At 67.8% G+C, this 14,232-nt stretch carries 12 protein-coding genes; 4 read left to right on the top strand and 8 right to left on the bottom strand.

The window, feature by feature from the left end; genetic code table 11:
- Positions 1-213, top strand: coding sequence for a DUF2842 domain-containing protein (locus LOS78_RS10575; RefSeq protein WP_230378196.1), 213 nt, complete (start codon positions 1-3; stop codon positions 211-213).
- Positions 210-851 (top strand): thiamine diphosphokinase, encoded by a 642-nt coding sequence (locus tag LOS78_RS10580; RefSeq protein ID WP_028711908.1) that lies wholly within the window; start codon positions 210-212, stop codon positions 849-851. Before LOS78_RS10575 ends, LOS78_RS10580 begins: the two co-directional genes overlap by 4 nt.
- A 38-nt stretch (positions 852-889) precedes the next feature.
- On the opposite strand, the gene LOS78_RS10585 is transcribed toward LOS78_RS10580, so the two are convergent.
- The 4 genes from LOS78_RS10585 to LOS78_RS10600 form a co-directional block, all read right to left on the bottom strand.
- The gene (locus LOS78_RS10585; RefSeq protein WP_230378197.1) at positions 890-1,861 is read right to left on the bottom strand and encodes an ABC transporter permease; all 972 of its coding nucleotides are present in this window, start codon (positions 1,859-1,861) and stop codon (positions 890-892) included.
- A complete protein-coding gene (locus LOS78_RS10590; protein WP_230378198.1) occupies positions 1,854-2,861 on the bottom strand; it encodes an ABC transporter permease in 1,008 nt (335 codons plus the stop codon). The genes LOS78_RS10585 and LOS78_RS10590 overlap by 8 nt, the downstream gene beginning before the upstream one ends.
- 30 nt (positions 2,862-2,891) lie before the next feature.
- Complete coding sequence (locus LOS78_RS10595; RefSeq protein ID WP_230378199.1) at positions 2,892-4,589, bottom strand: peptide ABC transporter substrate-binding protein; 1,698 nt, start codon at positions 4,587-4,589, stop codon at positions 2,892-2,894.
- Between the two features lie 68 nt (positions 4,590-4,657).
- Positions 4,658-6,373, bottom strand: coding sequence for a peptide ABC transporter substrate-binding protein (locus LOS78_RS10600; RefSeq protein ID WP_230378200.1), 1,716 nt, complete (start codon positions 6,371-6,373; stop codon positions 4,658-4,660).
- A gap of 232 nt (positions 6,374-6,605) precedes the next feature.
- On the opposite strand from LOS78_RS10600, the gene LOS78_RS10605 reads away from it, so the two are divergent.
- Entirely contained in the window at positions 6,606-8,435 is a 1,830-nt protein-coding gene (locus tag LOS78_RS10605; protein ID WP_230378201.1) for an ABC transporter ATP-binding protein, read from the top strand.
- A 98-nt stretch (positions 8,436-8,533) separates the two neighbouring features.
- Positions 8,534-9,703 (top strand): M20 aminoacylase family protein, encoded by a 1,170-nt coding sequence (locus tag LOS78_RS10610; RefSeq protein WP_230378202.1) that lies wholly within the window; start codon positions 8,534-8,536, stop codon positions 9,701-9,703.
- 86 nt (positions 9,704-9,789) lie between these two features.
- Here LOS78_RS10610 and lpdA read toward each other — a convergent pair whose 3' ends face one another.
- From lpdA to queA, 4 genes are read right to left on the bottom strand one after another with little or no spacing between them, the layout of a single operon-like run.
- Positions 9,790-11,181, bottom strand: a complete 1,392-nt coding sequence (lpdA, locus tag LOS78_RS10615; RefSeq protein ID WP_028716138.1) for a dihydrolipoyl dehydrogenase — start codon at positions 11,179-11,181, stop codon at positions 9,790-9,792.
- 45 nt (positions 11,182-11,226) lie between these two features.
- Complete coding sequence (locus LOS78_RS10620; protein ID WP_230378203.1) at positions 11,227-11,808, bottom strand: DUF924 family protein; 582 nt, start codon at positions 11,806-11,808, stop codon at positions 11,227-11,229.
- Between the two features lie 56 nt (positions 11,809-11,864).
- Entirely contained in the window at positions 11,865-13,115 is a 1,251-nt protein-coding gene (locus LOS78_RS10625) for an MFS transporter (protein ID WP_028711917.1), read from the bottom strand.
- Positions 13,115-14,170 (bottom strand): tRNA preQ1(34) S-adenosylmethionine ribosyltransferase-isomerase QueA, encoded by a 1,056-nt coding sequence (gene queA, locus LOS78_RS10630; RefSeq protein ID WP_230378204.1) that lies wholly within the window; start codon positions 14,168-14,170, stop codon positions 13,115-13,117. Before queA ends, LOS78_RS10625 begins: the two co-directional genes overlap by 1 nt.
- Positions 14,171-14,232 lie beyond the last annotated feature (62 nt).

Genomic DNA, 14,232 nt, shown 5'->3' on the forward strand with positions numbered 1-14,232 from the left:
ATGGACCTCAAGACGCGCAAACGCTGGTCGCTGGTGATCCTGCTGGTCGGGCTGCCGCTCTATATCGTGGTGGCGGTGAGCCTGGTGAACTGGATGGACCGGAGCTGGGGCCGCCAGCCGGTCCTGGTCGAGCTTGCGGTCTATGTGGCCCTGGGCATCCTCTGGGCGCTGCCCTTCCGCAAGGTCTTCTCCGGCATCGGCAAGGGCGAATGAGGTTCACCAGCGCCCGCCCGGTCACGCTGATCGGCGGCGCGCCGGTCAGCCGCGCCGACCTGCAACAGGCGCTGCGGCTCGCGCCGGTGGTGGCCGCCGCGGACAGCGGCGCCGATACCGCGCTGAGCCACGGGCTGATGCCGGCGGCGGTCTGGGGCGATTTCGACAGCATCTCGGCCCGCGCCCGGGCCGAGATCCCGGCCGAAAACCAGCATCCCATCGCCGAGCAGGACAGCACCGATTTCGAGAAATGCCTCTCCCGGCTCGGTGCGCCCTTCATCATTGCGCTGGGTTTCTCGGGCGCGCGCCACGATCATTTCCTCTCGGCGCTCGGCGTGCTCGCCCGCCGCATCGGCCCGCCCTGCATCCTGATCGCCGGCGAGGACGCGATCACCCTCGCCCCCCCGCACCTCGCGCTGGACCTCGCCCCCGGCACCCGGGTCTCGCTGTTCCCAATGGGCCCGGCCTCGGGCAGCTCGACCGGCCTGAAATGGCCCATCGACGGGCTGGCCTTCGCGCCGGCTGGCCGCAGCGGCACCTCGAACGAAGCCACGGGCCCGGTCACGCTGGAATGCGAGGGCCCGATGCTCCTGATCCTGCCGCGCGCGGAACTGCCGCGCCTGGCCGCGGCGCTCTAGGCTTCTTTGCTCGCCCAATACCCATGCAACCGCGCCGTTCAGCGCTTGCGGATCCGCGGGTCCATGGCATCGCGCAACCCGTCGCCGATATAGTTCACCGACAGCACCGTCAGCGAGATCAGCAGCCCCGGCAGCACCACCCGCCAAGGATACATCTGCATCTGGTCCACCGCGTCGTAAAGCAGCCGCCCCCAGGTCGGGAAATCCGGCGGGAAGCCCAGCCCCAGGAAGGACAGCGCGCTTTCGGTGATGATCGCCGTGGCGATGCCCAGCGTCGCCGCCACCACGATGGGCGAGACCACGTTGGGCAGCACATGGCGCAGGATCATCCGCGGCGCCGGCGTGCCGATGGATTTCGCCGCCAGGATGAACTCGCGCTCCTTCAGGCCCAGCACTTCGCCGCGCACGATGCGCGCGGTCTGCATCCACGAGGTGACGCCGATGGCGCCGACGATCAGCAGGAAGGTGCCGCCCGCCGGGCCCATCGCCTTTCCCAAAGGCTCGCGGAACAGCGTTACCATCAGAAGCAGCAGCGGCAGCAGCGGCAGGGCCAGAAACAGCTCGGTCAGCCGCATCAGCGGCGCGTCGAGCCGGCGGAAATAGCCCGAGCTGATGCCGATCAGGCTGCCCAGCGTCAGCGCGATCGCCATGGCGGTCAGCCCCACCGCCAGCGAGACCTGGCCGCCGGCCATCAGCCGCGCCAGCAGGTCGCGGCCCAGCTGGTCGGTGCCCAGCGGATGCGCGGCGCTGAAGCCCTGGTTGCGGGCGCGGATGTCCACGAAGGTCGGCTCGATGGTCCAGACCAGCGGCCCGACGGCCACGAACAGGATGATCGCCAGGAACAGCACCAGCGCCACCATGGCGCCGCGATGGCTGCGGAACTGCCGCCAGATGTCGCACCACTGGCTGCGGGCCGGGGCCTCGGGCGTTGGGGCGGCCGGTGGCAGCGCCTCGGCCCCCGGTGCCGCGGCATTGACCGCGCTTTCCTCGATCAGCAGCCGGTCAGTCATAGCGGATCCTCGGGTCCAGCACGCCATAGAGCAGGTCGGCGATCAGGGTGAAGGTGACGATCAGCACCGCGAAGATGAAGGTCAGCGTCATCACCATCGGGATGTCATTGGCGTTGATCGCCAGGATCAGCAATTGCCCCAGCCCGTTCACCTTGAACACCTGCTCGGTGATGATGGCGCCGCCGAAGACCGCTGGCAGACCCAGCGCGATCACCGTGACCACCGGGATCAGCGAATTGCGCAGCACGTGCTTCAGCACCACGACGCGCTCGGACAGGCCCTTGGCGCGGGCGGTGCGCACGTAATCCTGGCGCAGGTTGTCCAGCATGGAGGCGCGCATGAAGCGGCTGATCTGCGCGGCGTTGTAAAGCGCCAGCACCGTGACCGGCATCACCATCTGCCGCACCTGCTGGGCGAAGCTGTCCCAATCCGTCACCCGCAAGGTGGTGTCGTAGATCGACGGGAACCATTGCAGCTTGATGCCGAAGACGATGATCAGCACCACCCCGGTGAAGAAGGTCGGCAGCGAGAAGCCGACCATCGACACGAAGGTGCCGATCTGGTCGAACCAGCTATATTGCTTGTAGGCCGAGACGATGCCGATCGGGATCGCGATCAGCACCCCGATCAGGTAGGACATGCCGACGACGGTCAGCGTCTGCGGCAGCCGCTGCGCGATCACGTCGAAGACCGGGCTGCGGCTCTGGAAGCTGATGATGCGCTGCATGCCTTCGCTGAACCCAGTGCCGAAGGCGCGGTCGAACCAGTAAAGCGGCTCGACCCAGAAGAACTGCTTCAACCACAGCACATAGCGGATATACCAGGCCTGCCCGAGGCCGAGCGCCTCGCGCATCCGCTCCTTGACCTCGGGCGGCACGGTCAGCGGCACGTCGCCCAAGGGATCGCCGGGCGAGGCTTCCAGCAGCAGGAAGATCACCAGCGAGATGAACAGCAGCGTCGGGATTGCCAGCAAGAGCCGGCGCAGGGCGAAACTCAGCATGGCGATCCTTTCCCGCTCACGGCTTTCTCCTCACTCGGCGCGGCTCCAGTCGGCGACGTTCCACAGCTGCCCCTCCCAGCCGTTCGGGGCGACGCCCCGCAGGCTGCCCGCATGGGCCGAGACCATGCCGCGATGCACCAGCGGCAGCAGGTAATTGCCCTCGGCGGTCAGCGTGTCGGTCAGGCGCTTCGCGATCTCCTGCCGCTGTTCCGGCTCGGCGCTGCGATGCAGCTCGGCGATGCCCGCGTCATAGGCCTTGTCGCAGAAGCGCACGGAATTGTTGCCCTGCCACTGGTTTTCCGCCGAGGGGATGCGCGAGCAGACGAACTTGTTCAGGAACGAGGCAGGGTCGGGGATATAGAAGGCATCGGTGAACATCTGCGCATCGGCATAGAATTTCTGCTGCGAATCGGGATTGCCGGGATCGCCGCCGAAGAAGGCCGCGCCGTCCACCGCCTTCAGCTCGGTCTCGACGCCGATCTCGGACCACCATTGCTTGACCAGCGCCTGCACGTCCTGGCGCACCGGGTTCACCGTGGTCTGGAACACGAGCGACAGCCGATGACCGTCCTTTTCGCGCACGCCGTCGCCGCCCGGCAGCCAGCCGGCCTGGTCCAGCGCCGCTTTCGCGCCCTCGATGTCCTGCGCCAGGCATTCGTCGCGCCCCGAGGCATAGGCGGCCGGCACCGGCACGATGGTGCAGGTCGGCTTGCCGGCCGGGCCATAGGTCAGCTCGGCCAGCAGCGGCCGGTCGATGGCCATGGACAGCGCCCGGCGCACCGCCGGATCGCCCAGGACCGGGTGCGGATGCGCGGCGGTGGACCGCTCGCCCTCGGGCAGGTCCAAGCTGGGATCGGTCTGGTTCAGCTCGATCCGCTCGACCATCGAGCCGAAGCTGGCCACCAGCCTGCCCTTGCCCTGCGCCTCCATCGCCGCCACCGACTCGGGCGGCAGCTGCAGGTTCCAGGCGAAATCGTATTCGCCCGATTCCAGCACCGCCCGCGCCGCCGCCATGGCATCGCCGCCGCCCTTGACCGTCACCCGGTCGAAGGCGGGTTTCGCGGGGTCGCGGTAATGCTGGTTGATCTCGAACACCGCCACGTCGCCGGGCCGGAAATCCGTCACCCGATAGGGGCCGGTGCCGATGGGGCCGAAATTCTGCGCCGTGCAGCTGGCGCCCGCCGCGCCCATGCAGGGCTGGAACTGCGCCTTTTGCAGCACCGGCGTGCGCCCGCCGACGAAGGCTTGCAGGGGCGCATAGCGTGGCGCGTCGAAATTCAGCCGCACCCTCTGCGCATCCAGCGCCTCGACCGAGGCGATGCCCTCGAACTCGGCCAGCACCGCGCAGCCGAAGGCCGGGTCCATGCAATATTCGGCGGTGAACTTCACGTCCTCGGCGGTGACGGGCGAGCCGTCCGACCAGACCAGCCCCGGCTTCAGCGTCCAGGTGACCGAGGTGAAATCCTCAGCGATGCCGCCATTCTCGCGGCTGGGGATCTCGGCCGCCAGCACCGGCAGCAGGCTGCCGTCGTCGGCGACGATGGCCAGCGGCTCGATCACCATCGAGGCCGGGTCCACGTCCTTGGCGCCGGTCGACAGATAGGGGTTCAGCACCGTGGCGGCCTGCCAGTAAAGCACGCGCAGCTCGCCGTCGCCGCCGCGTTCGGCAAGGGCGGGCGAAGCGACGACCAGTGCCAGCGCCGAGGCGATCAGTCGGGAAATCATCATGGTCTTTCCGCCTGTTGACGGGTCAGGGGCCGGCCCCCGCGACGGGGCCGGTCTTTCGCCAGCATGGCCTATTGCTTGATGCGATGCCAGTCCGCGACGTTCCACAGCTCGCTGTCCCAGGCGTTCAGCTTGACGCCGCCCAGCGTGTTCGACACGGCCGAGGCGGTGCCGCGATAGACCAGCGGAATGACGGCATTGCTGTCCTTGGTCAGCATGTCGTTCAGCTTGCGACCCATGGCGCCGCGCTCGGCCGGATCGACGATCTGCGTCATCTCGCCGATCAGCTTGTCGAATTCCGGGTCGCAATAGCGGCTGGTGTTCTCGCCCTGCCACTGGTTGTCCGGGCCGGGGATCTTGTCGCAGGTCTGGCGCGCCAGATAGGGCTCGGGGTTGTTGCCCTCGAAGTTGTTGGCATACATCTCGATATCGGCATAGAACTTCTGGAAGGTGTCGGGCGATCCCGCATCGCCGCCGAAGAACACCGAAGGGTCGACCGTCTTCAGCTCGGTCTCGACGCCGATCTCGGACCACCATTGCTTGATCAGCGCCTGGAAGTCCTGCCGCACCGCGTTGACCGAGGACTGGAACACGAAGCTCAGCCGCTTGCCGTCCTTTTCACGGATGCCGCCTGCGCCGGGCGTCCAGCCGGACTCGTCCAGCAGCTTCTTGGCGCCCTCGATGTCCTGGGTCAGGCATTCGGTATTGTCCGAGGCCCAGGCCGCCGGCGCCGGCACCAGGTTGCAGGTCGGCTGGCCGGCGGGGCCATAGCCGAGTTCGGTCAGCAGCTCGCGGTCGATGGCCATGGACAGCGCCTTGCGGACATTGGCATCGGTCAGGATCGGGTGCGGATGCTTGGCGGTGGAGCGTTCGCCCTCGGGCAGGTCCGAGGAGGGATCGGTCAGGTTCACATGGATGCGCTCGACCAGAGAGCCGAAGGCGGCGACGTTCTGGCCCTTGCCGGCCGCCTCCATGCCGGCGATCACGTCGGGGGCCAGCTGGGTGTTCCAGGCATAGTCGAATTCGCCCGTCTCCAGCACGGAACGCGCCGCCGCCGCCGCATCGCCGCCGCCCTTGACCACCAGCCGGGCGAAGGCGGGCTTTTCGGGGTCGCGATATTCCGGGTTCGCCTCGAAGGTGATGGTGTCGTTGGTGCGGAACTCGACCACCTTGAACGGGCCGGTGCCGACGGGGTTGAAGTTCTGCTGGGTGCAGGTCGGGGCCTTCTCGCCGGTGCAGTTCTCGAACTGCGCCTTTTGCAGCACCGGCGACTGCGCCCCCACGAAGGCCGAGAACGGGTCGGGCCGCGGCGAGACGAAGGTGATCTTCACCGTCAGCTCGTCCACCGCCTCGACCGTCTCGACTCCCTCGAACTTCGCCAGCTGCGCGCAGCCGCCCGAGGGGTCCATGCAATAGGCGGCGGTGAAGGCCACGTCCTCGGCGGTGAAGGGGCTGCCGTCGGCCCATTTGATCCCCGGCTTCAGTTTCCAGGTGACGCTTTTCAGGTCCTCGGCGATGCCGCCGTTCTCGACCGAGGGCAGTTCGGCCGCCAGCCGCGGCTCGATGGTGCCCTCGGTGGTGAAGCTCGCCAGCGGCTCAAGCGCGATGGAGCTGGCAATGATGTCCTTGGTGCCGGCCGAGAGGTAGGGATTCATCGTCGAGGGTGCCTGCCACATGATGACGTTCACCTGCCCGTCGGCGCCCCGCGCGGCAAAGGCGGCGGGGGTCATGGCGGCGGCAAAGGCGGTGGTTGCCGCCGCGCCCAGCATCAGGGTTTTCAGTTTCATCGCTCTCTCCTGTCGGTGGATCTGCGCGGGACCTCTGGCGCTGCCGGTTCCGGTGGTGTTTTGCCTTCTGCCGTTTCCCCGGTCTTGCTGTCCCTCGGATGCGCCGAGTTTCAGACAGGTCCCGGATGAAAAGCAAGAAACAAGTTCCCGCCCCGCTTTGCGATTGCAATGTGACGGCGGGGCATTAGCCTGAATGCCGCAACAATGGTCGGGCAATGGTCAGGGGGTGCGGATGCTGGACGGAAAGCCGCTGGTCCGGGTCGAGGGATTGCGGGTCGAATTCCAGACCCATGACGGCCCGGTTACCGGGGTCGAGTCGCTGTCCTTCGACATCCGGCCCGGCGAATGCCTTTGCGTGGTGGGCGAATCCGGTTCGGGCAAGTCGGTCAGTTCGCTGTCCTTGATGCGGCTGGTCGAGTTCGGCGGCGGCGAGATCGCCGGCGGCCGGCTGCTTTTCCAGCGCGAGCGGGGCGAGGTCGACCTAGCCAAGGCCCCGCCCGCCGCCATGCGCGACATCCGCGGCAACGAGATCGCGATGATCTTCCAGGAGCCGATGACGGCGCTGAACCCGGTTTTCACCGTGGGCGAGCAACTCTCGGAAGGGCTGATGGTGCATCGCGGCCTGTCGCGGCGCGAAGCCCGCGCCCGGGCGCTGGAGCTTCTGGCCGAGGTGCACATCCCCGAGCCCGAGCGGCGGCTGCGGCAATACCCGCACGAGCTGTCCGGCGGCATGCGCCAGCGCGTCGTCATCGCCATGGCCATGGCCTGCCGGCCGCGCCTGTTGATCTGCGACGAGCCGACCACGGCGCTGGACGTGACCATCCAGGCCGAGATCCTGGCGCTGATCGACCGGCTGAAGCGCGAAACCGGCATGGCGGTGCTGTTCATCACCCATGACATGGCGGTGGTGGCGCAGATGGCCGACCGCGTCGTGGTCATGTTCCGCGGCAACAAGGTCGAGGAAGGCCCGGTCGAGCAGATCTTCGAGGCCCCGCGCGAGCCCTATACCCAGGCGCTTCTGGCCGCCGTGCCGCGGCTGGGCGAGATGGCCGGCCGCGACGCGCCCGAGCCGATGCGGCTGATGCGCGACGGGCAGGCGGCCCGGCCCGAGCCGGTCGTCCCCCGCGCCCCCGAGCCGCTGCTGGAGGTCCGGCATCTCTGCACCCGCTTCCCGGTCAAGGGCGGCATCCTGCGCCGCACCGTGGCCCAGGTCCACGCGGTCGAGGACGTCAGCTTCACCGTCAATGCCGGCGAGACCCTGTCGCTGGTCGGCGAATCGGGCTGCGGCAAGTCCACCACCGGCCGCTCGATCCTGCGGCTGGTCGAGCCGACATCGGGACAGGTCAGCCTGGGCGGGCGGGACATCCTGGCGCTTGGCGCTTCGGACCTGCGCAAGGCGCGGCGCGACATGCAGCTGATCTTCCAGGATCCTTTCGCCAGCCTTGACCCGCAGATGCGGCTGCTGGACCAGCTCGAGGAGCCGATGCTGAACTACGGCATCGGCAACCGCACCGAGCGCCGCGACCGCATCGCCCAGCTCTTCGACCGGGTGGAGCTGCCGCGCGGCTTCATGAAGCGTTACCCGCACGAGATGTCGGGCGGCCAGCGCCAGCGCATCGCCATCGCCCGCGCCCTGGCGCTGGACCCCAAGCTGATCGTGGCGGACGAGGCGGTCTCGGCGCTGGATGTCTCGGTCCAGGCGCAGGTGCTGAACCTGCTGATGGAACTGCAGCGCGACCTGGGCATCTCGATGCTGTTCATCAGCCATGACATGGCGGTGGTCGAGCGGGTTAGCCACCATGTCGCGGTCATGTATCTGGGCCGCATCGTCGAGATCGGCAGCCGCCGGCAGGTGTTCGAGAACCCGCAGCACAGCTATACCCGCCAGCTTATGGCCGCTGTCCCGGTCGCCGATCCGCGCCGCCGCAAGATCAGCGAGGATCTGCGCTTCCGCCCGATCCCCTCGCCGATCCAGCCCCTCGGCTACGTCCCGCCGCCCTCGACCTATGCCGAGGTCGCGCCCGGCCATCTGGTGCTGACCGAGCCGGTGACGCATGGCTGAGGCGCGGGCATCGGCGTCGCGCCTTGCGTATTGCCGGCCTGCACGGCCTTGCGGCGCGGGGCGAAAGGCGTAACCTGCGGGCCGAAGGAGATCGTCACATGCCCGTCAAGAACCGCTTTGCCGAATTGCTGCCCGAGATCACCGCTTGGCGCCGCGACTTTCACCAGAACCCCGAGCTTGACTATCAGGTCCATCGCACCGCCGGCCGGGTGGCCGAACTGCTGCGCAGCTTCGGCGTGGACGAGGTCACCGAGGGCGTCGGCCGCACCGGCGTGGTCGGCGTCATCAAGGGCCGCAGCGACAGCAGCGGCCGGGTGATCGGGCTGCGCGCCGATATGGATGCGCTGCCGATCAAGGAACAGACCGGTGCGGAATATGCCTCGAAGAATCCGGGGGTCATGCATGCCTGCGGCCATGACGGCCACACCGCCATGCTGCTGGGCGCGGCGAAATACCTGGCCGAGACGCGGAACTTCGACGGCACCGCCGTGGTGATCTTCCAGCCCGCCGAAGAGGGCGGGGCGGGGGGCCTGGCCATGGTGCAGGACGGGCTGGTCGATCGCTGGCGCATCCAGGAATTCTATGGCATGCACAACATGCCCGGCTATCCGGTGGGCAGCTTCGCCATCCGCGAGGGCGCGATGATGGCCGCCGCCGACCAGTTCGACATCCTGGTCACCGGCAAGGGCGGCCATGCCGCCAAGCCGCATGAGGCCATCGACACGCTTCTGGTCGCGGCGCAGATCATCGTGGCGCTGCAATCGGTGGTGTCGCGCAATGTCGATCCGCTGAAGAGCGGCGTGGTCTCGGTCTGCGTGGTCGAGACCGATTCGACCGCGCATAACGTCATCCCGCAGGTGGTGAAGCTGAAGGGCACCGCCCGCAGCCTCGCGCCCGAGGTGCGCGACCAGCTGGAAGAGGGCATCAAGCGCGTTGCGGGAAATGTCGCCGCCGCCTTCGGCGCCACGGCCGAGGTGCGCTATGACCGCGGCTATCCGGTGACGATGAACCACCCGGAAGCCACCGGATTCGCGGCCGAGGTGGCGCGCCAGGTGGCGGGCGAGGTGAACATGGAGATGGAGCCGCTGATGGCGGGCGAGGATTTCAGCTATATGCTGAATGAACGGCCCGGCGCCTATATCTTCGTCGGCAATGGCGACACGGCGATGGTGCATCACCCGGCCTATGACTTCGACGACAATGCGATTCCGGCGGGGTCGAGCTGGTATGCCGGCATGGTCGAGGCGCGGATGCCGATCCCGGCGTGACGGCCGGACCGGGGGCTGTCTGCCCCCGGACCCCCGAGAGTATTTGTGAAACGGAGAAATCAGGGGCCGCGAGGCCCCTTTGTCGTTCAGAAATGGATCGCGCGGCCATAGGCCGAGAGCGTGGCCTCGTGCAGCATCTCGGAAAGCGTCGGGTGCGGAAAGACCGTTTCCATCAGTTCGGCCTCGGTGGTTTCCAGCGTGCGGCCGACGACATAGCCCTGGATCAGTTCGGTGACTTCCGCGCCGACCATGTGAGCGCCCAGAAGCTCGCCGGTCTTGGCGTCGAAGACGGTCTTGATCAGGCCCTCGGGCTCTCCCAAGGCGATGGCCTTGCCGTTGCCGATGAAGGGGAAGCGGCCGACCTTGACCTCGTAGCCCGCGGCCTTGGCCTTTTCCTCGGTCAGGCCGACGGAGGCGACCTGCGGGTTGCAATAGGTGCAGCCGGGGATCGAGTTCGGCTTGATCGGGTGCGGGTGCCCGCCGGCGATCAGTTCGGCCACCATGACGCCTTCATGGCTGGCCTTGTGCGCCAGCCAGGGCGCGCCGGCCACGTCGCCGATGGCATAGAGCCCCTCGACCCCTGTGCGGCAATATTCGTCGGTGACGACATGGGTGCGGTCGATCTTGGCGCCCAGCTTTTCCAGGCCGAGGTTTTCGACATTGCCGACGATGCCGACGGCCGAGATCACCGTGTCGAACTCATGCGTCTCGGTCTTGCCGCCCATCTCGATATGGGCGGTGACCTTGCCCTTGGCGCGGTCGAGCTTCTTGACCGCGGCCTTTTCCAGGATCTTCATGCCCTGCTTGACGAATTGCTTCTTGGCCAGCGCCGAGATCTCGGCATCCTCGACCGGCAGCACGCGGTCCATGACTTCGACCACCGTGGTGTCGGCGCCCAGCGTGTTGAAAAAGCTGGCGAATTCGATGCCGATGGCGCCCGAGCCGATGACCAGCAGCTTTTTCGGCATCCGCGGCGGCTGCAGGGCGTGCTTGTAATTCCAGACCAGGTCGCCGTCCGGTTCCAGCCCCGGCAGCTCGCGGGCGCGGGCGCCGGTGGCCAGCACGATGGCCTTGCCCGTGATCTCTTCGCTGCCCTTGTCGGTCTTGACGCTGATCTTGCCGGGGGCGGTCAGGCTGGCCTCGCCCATGATGACGGTGACCTTGTTCTTTTTCAGCAGGTGGCCGACGCCGCCGGCGAGTTGCTTGGCCACGCCGCGCGAGCGTTGCACCACGGCACCGAGGTCGTAGCCGATCTTGTCCGCCGAGAGGCCGAATTCCTTGGCGCGGTGCATGAGGTGAAAGACCTCGGCCGAGCGCAGCAGCGCCTTGGTCGGGATGCAGCCCCAGTTCAGGCAGATGCCGCCCAGATGCTCGCGCTCGATACAGGCCACCTTCAGCCCCAGCTGCGCGCCGCGGATGGCGCAGACATAGCCGCCAGGGCCGGAACCGATCACCACCATGTCGAAGCTCTGCGCCATGGATGTCCCCCTATCAAAAAAGATAGTTCAGCGTTAAACCATTTTTCAGAGGTCAGCAAGCGACAGCTTGCCGGCGACCAGCGCGCCATAGCCGCCGGCCTCCATCACGCGGGTTTCCGCCGCCGTGGGCACGCGCTTCAGCGCCGCGTTGCGCCAGGGGAAGCGGCCGAATCTGGCTATGGTGTCGCGATGCAGCTCGGCATGGCGCAGGTTCTCGCCGGGCATGAACTCGGCGAAGAGGCTGACGGCGCGTTCCTGGTCGGCCAGGTCCTCGGAATGCTCGAAGGGCAGGTAGAAGAACTGCCGGCCGGGCGGCTCGATGCGCAGGTGGAAGCCGTTCTCGACGGCCTCGCGGGCCAGGCTGCGGGCCAGGGGGTCGGTGTCGAAGGCGCGGGCATCCTCGCGGAACATGTTGCGCGGAAACTGGTCGGTCAGGATCAGCGCGGCCAGCGCGCCCTCGGGCGTCCGGGCCCAGCCGGGCGCCAGATCGGCGGCGCGCTCCCAGACCGGCAGGAAGCGTTGGCGGATGGTGTCGTCCAGCGCGTCCGAGCGGACATACCAGCCCTTCTCGCCGATCTCGTCGAGCCAGAAGCGGTTGATGCTTTCGGGTGTCACGGTGTCGGTCATGCTGCGCCCTCCGTTTTCCCGGATGGTTGCAGAGCCGGCGGCGCGCCGCAACCCCGTCAGGCGGGTTTGTCGGCGTCGTCCGAGCTGGCGGTTTCCAGCGCCGCCTCGACCGCGACGGGGGTGGCCGAGGGGGCGATGACCGCGAAGCTCTGCTGATCCGCCACCGGGGCCGCCGGACGGCGGGTGCGGCGCCAGCCGGCATAGAAGGCCAGCATCGCCAGCAGCAGGCCGATATAGACCCAGAACCCGTCCGGGCCCAGCAGCGACATCAGCCAGCCGGTGATCAGCGGCCCGGCCATGGCGCCGATGCCGTTGATGAACAGCAGCCCGGCCGAGGCGGCGGCCATGTCGCTGTTGTCCAGAAAATCGTTGGTATAGGCCAAGAGCAGCGAATAGACCGGATTGGCCACGCCGCCGATCAGCGCCGCGGCCAGCAGCAGGCCCCAGATGCCCGGCTGCAGCGTCACCGTGGCCAGGCTGACCGCCGCGCCCAGAACCGACAGGCCCAGCACGATGAAGCGCCGGTCGCCATGGTCCGAAAGCCAGCCGATCGGGTATTGCAGCAACAGCCCCCCGGCATAGATCGCGGCGACGAAGGCCGAGATCTCGCGCACCGAAAGCCCCTTGGTCGAGCCCCAGACCGAGGCCATGCCGAACAGCGCCGAGAACACCCCGCCCATCAGGAAGATGCCGATGCAGCCCAGCGGCGAGACGCGGAACAGGCTGCCGAAGCTCATGCGCTTCAGGGTCGAGAATTGCGGCGCGGGCTGCGTCGAAAGCAGGATCGGCAGGAAGGAGACGCTGACCAGGACCGAGGGGATCACGAACAGCAGATAGCCCGCCGGATCGGCCGTGTTCATCAGGAACTGCGCCGAGATGATGCCCAGCATCTGCATGATCATGTAGGCCGACATGGCCTGGCCGCGGTTCTCGTTGGTGGTGCCGGCGTTCAGCCAGCTTTCCGCGGTGATGTAGACGCCCGAGAAGCAGAAGCCGATCAGCAGCCGCATCAGCGACCACGAGATCCAGTGCGGCGCCGCTGCGTAAAGGATCAGCACCGAGGAGATCAGCGAGCCGAGCGCGGCAAAGACCCGCACATGGCCGACCTTGCGGATCAGTTCCGGCACCACCCGCGAGCCCAGCAGGAAGCCGCCGAAATAGGCCGACATGACCACCGACATCTGGGTGGTCGAAATGCCCTCGATCTTGCCGCGGATGCCCAGAAGCGTGCCCTGCATGCCGTTCCCGACCATCAAGAGCAGGATGCCCAGAAGCAATGGCCAGGTGGTGCGCAGCACGGTCAGCATCACGGGTCCTTCGGAATCAGCAGGGAGGCGTCGCCATAGCTGAAGAAGCGATAGCCCGATTCCACCGCATGGCGATAGATGCCGCGGATGCGGTCCGGCCCCATCAGGGCGCTGACCAGCATCAGCAGAGTCGATTTCGGCAGGTGGAAATTGGTCATCAGCGCATCCGTCACGCGGAAGCGATAGCCGGGATAGATGAAGATTTCCGTAACGCCCTGGAAGGGCTGCACGGTGCCGTCCTCGGCGGCCGCCGATTCGATCAGGCGCAGCGCCGTGGTGCCGACCGGGATCACCCGCCCGCCGTCGGCGCGGGCGGCGTTGATCGCCGCGGCGGCTTCGGGCGTGACCTCGCCCCATTCGCCGTGCATCTTGTGGGTGGTCACGTCCTCGACCTTGACCGGCAGGAAGGTGCCGGCGCCGACATGCAGGGTGACATGGGCGAAGCGCACGCCGCGGGCGGCCAGCCGCTCCAGCAGGTCGCGGTCGAAATGCAGGCTGGCGGTCGGCGCGGCCACGGCGCCCGAGCGCCGCGCCCAGACGGTCTGGTAATCCTCGCGATCGGCCTCGTCGGGCGCCCGCAGCGCGGCGATATAGGGCGGCAGCGGCATGGCGCCGACCTGCGCCAGCGCGGCATCGAACGCCTCGCCCGTGGCGTCGAAGCGCAGGGTCAGCTCGCCCCCGGCGATCCCGGCCACCTCGGCGGACAGCGCCGCGCCGAAGCGGATCACCTCGCCCGGCTTCAGCTTGCGCAGCGGTTTCGCCAGCGCCTTCCAGCCATCGGCGACGGGCTCCAGCAGCGTGACCTCGACCTTCGCCACCGCCTCGCCCTGCGGGGTCTGGCGGGCGCGGGTGCCGTTCAGCCGCGCCGGGATGACCTTGGTGTCGTTCAGCACCAGCAGGTCGCCCGGTCCCAGCAGGTCGACAAGGTCGCGCACGTGCAGGTCGCGAATCGAATCGCCCTGCGCCAGCAGCAGCCGCGCCGAGGAACGCGGCCGTGCCGGGCGGGTCGCGATCAGCGTCTCGGGCAGGTGAAAATCGAAATCGTCCAGCTTCATGGGCTTAGGTTCTGTCCGCGCCGTCCGGAAGCGTCAAGGCGGGCTTCATCACAAAGTGAAAA

The organism is Paracoccus sp. MA (assembly GCF_020990385.1).
Lineage (GTDB): Bacteria > Pseudomonadota > Alphaproteobacteria > Rhodobacterales > Rhodobacteraceae > Paracoccus.

Coding starts and splice junctions, on each gene's coding strand:
- LOS78_RS10585 (WP_230378197.1), bottom strand. CDS start 1,861: ATGACTGACCGGCTGCTGATCGAGGAAAGCGCGGTCAATGCCGCGGCA.
- LOS78_RS10605 (WP_230378201.1), top strand. CDS start 6,606: ATGCTGGACGGAAAGCCGCTGGTCCGGGTCGAGGGATTGCGGGTCGAA.
- lpdA (WP_028716138.1), bottom strand. CDS start 11,181: ATGGCGCAGAGCTTCGACATGGTGGTGATCGGTTCCGGCCCTGGCGGC.
- LOS78_RS10625 (WP_028711917.1), bottom strand. CDS start 13,115: ATGCTGACCGTGCTGCGCACCACCTGGCCATTGCTTCTGGGCATCCTG.
- LOS78_RS10620 (WP_230378203.1), bottom strand. CDS start 11,808: ATGACCGACACCGTGACACCCGAAAGCATCAACCGCTTCTGGCTCGAC.
- LOS78_RS10610 (WP_230378202.1), top strand. CDS start 8,534: ATGCCCGTCAAGAACCGCTTTGCCGAATTGCTGCCCGAGATCACCGCT.
- LOS78_RS10590 (WP_230378198.1), bottom strand. CDS start 2,861: ATGCTGAGTTTCGCCCTGCGCCGGCTCTTGCTGGCAATCCCGACGCTG.
- LOS78_RS10580 (WP_028711908.1), top strand. CDS start 210: ATGAGGTTCACCAGCGCCCGCCCGGTCACGCTGATCGGCGGCGCGCCG.
- LOS78_RS10600 (WP_230378200.1), bottom strand. CDS start 6,373: ATGAAACTGAAAACCCTGATGCTGGGCGCGGCGGCAACCACCGCCTTT.
- LOS78_RS10575 (WP_230378196.1), top strand. CDS start 1: ATGGACCTCAAGACGCGCAAACGCTGGTCGCTGGTGATCCTGCTGGTC.
- queA (WP_230378204.1), bottom strand. CDS start 14,170: ATGAAGCTGGACGATTTCGATTTTCACCTGCCCGAGACGCTGATCGCG.
- LOS78_RS10595 (WP_230378199.1), bottom strand. CDS start 4,589: ATGATGATTTCCCGACTGATCGCCTCGGCGCTGGCACTGGTCGTCGCT.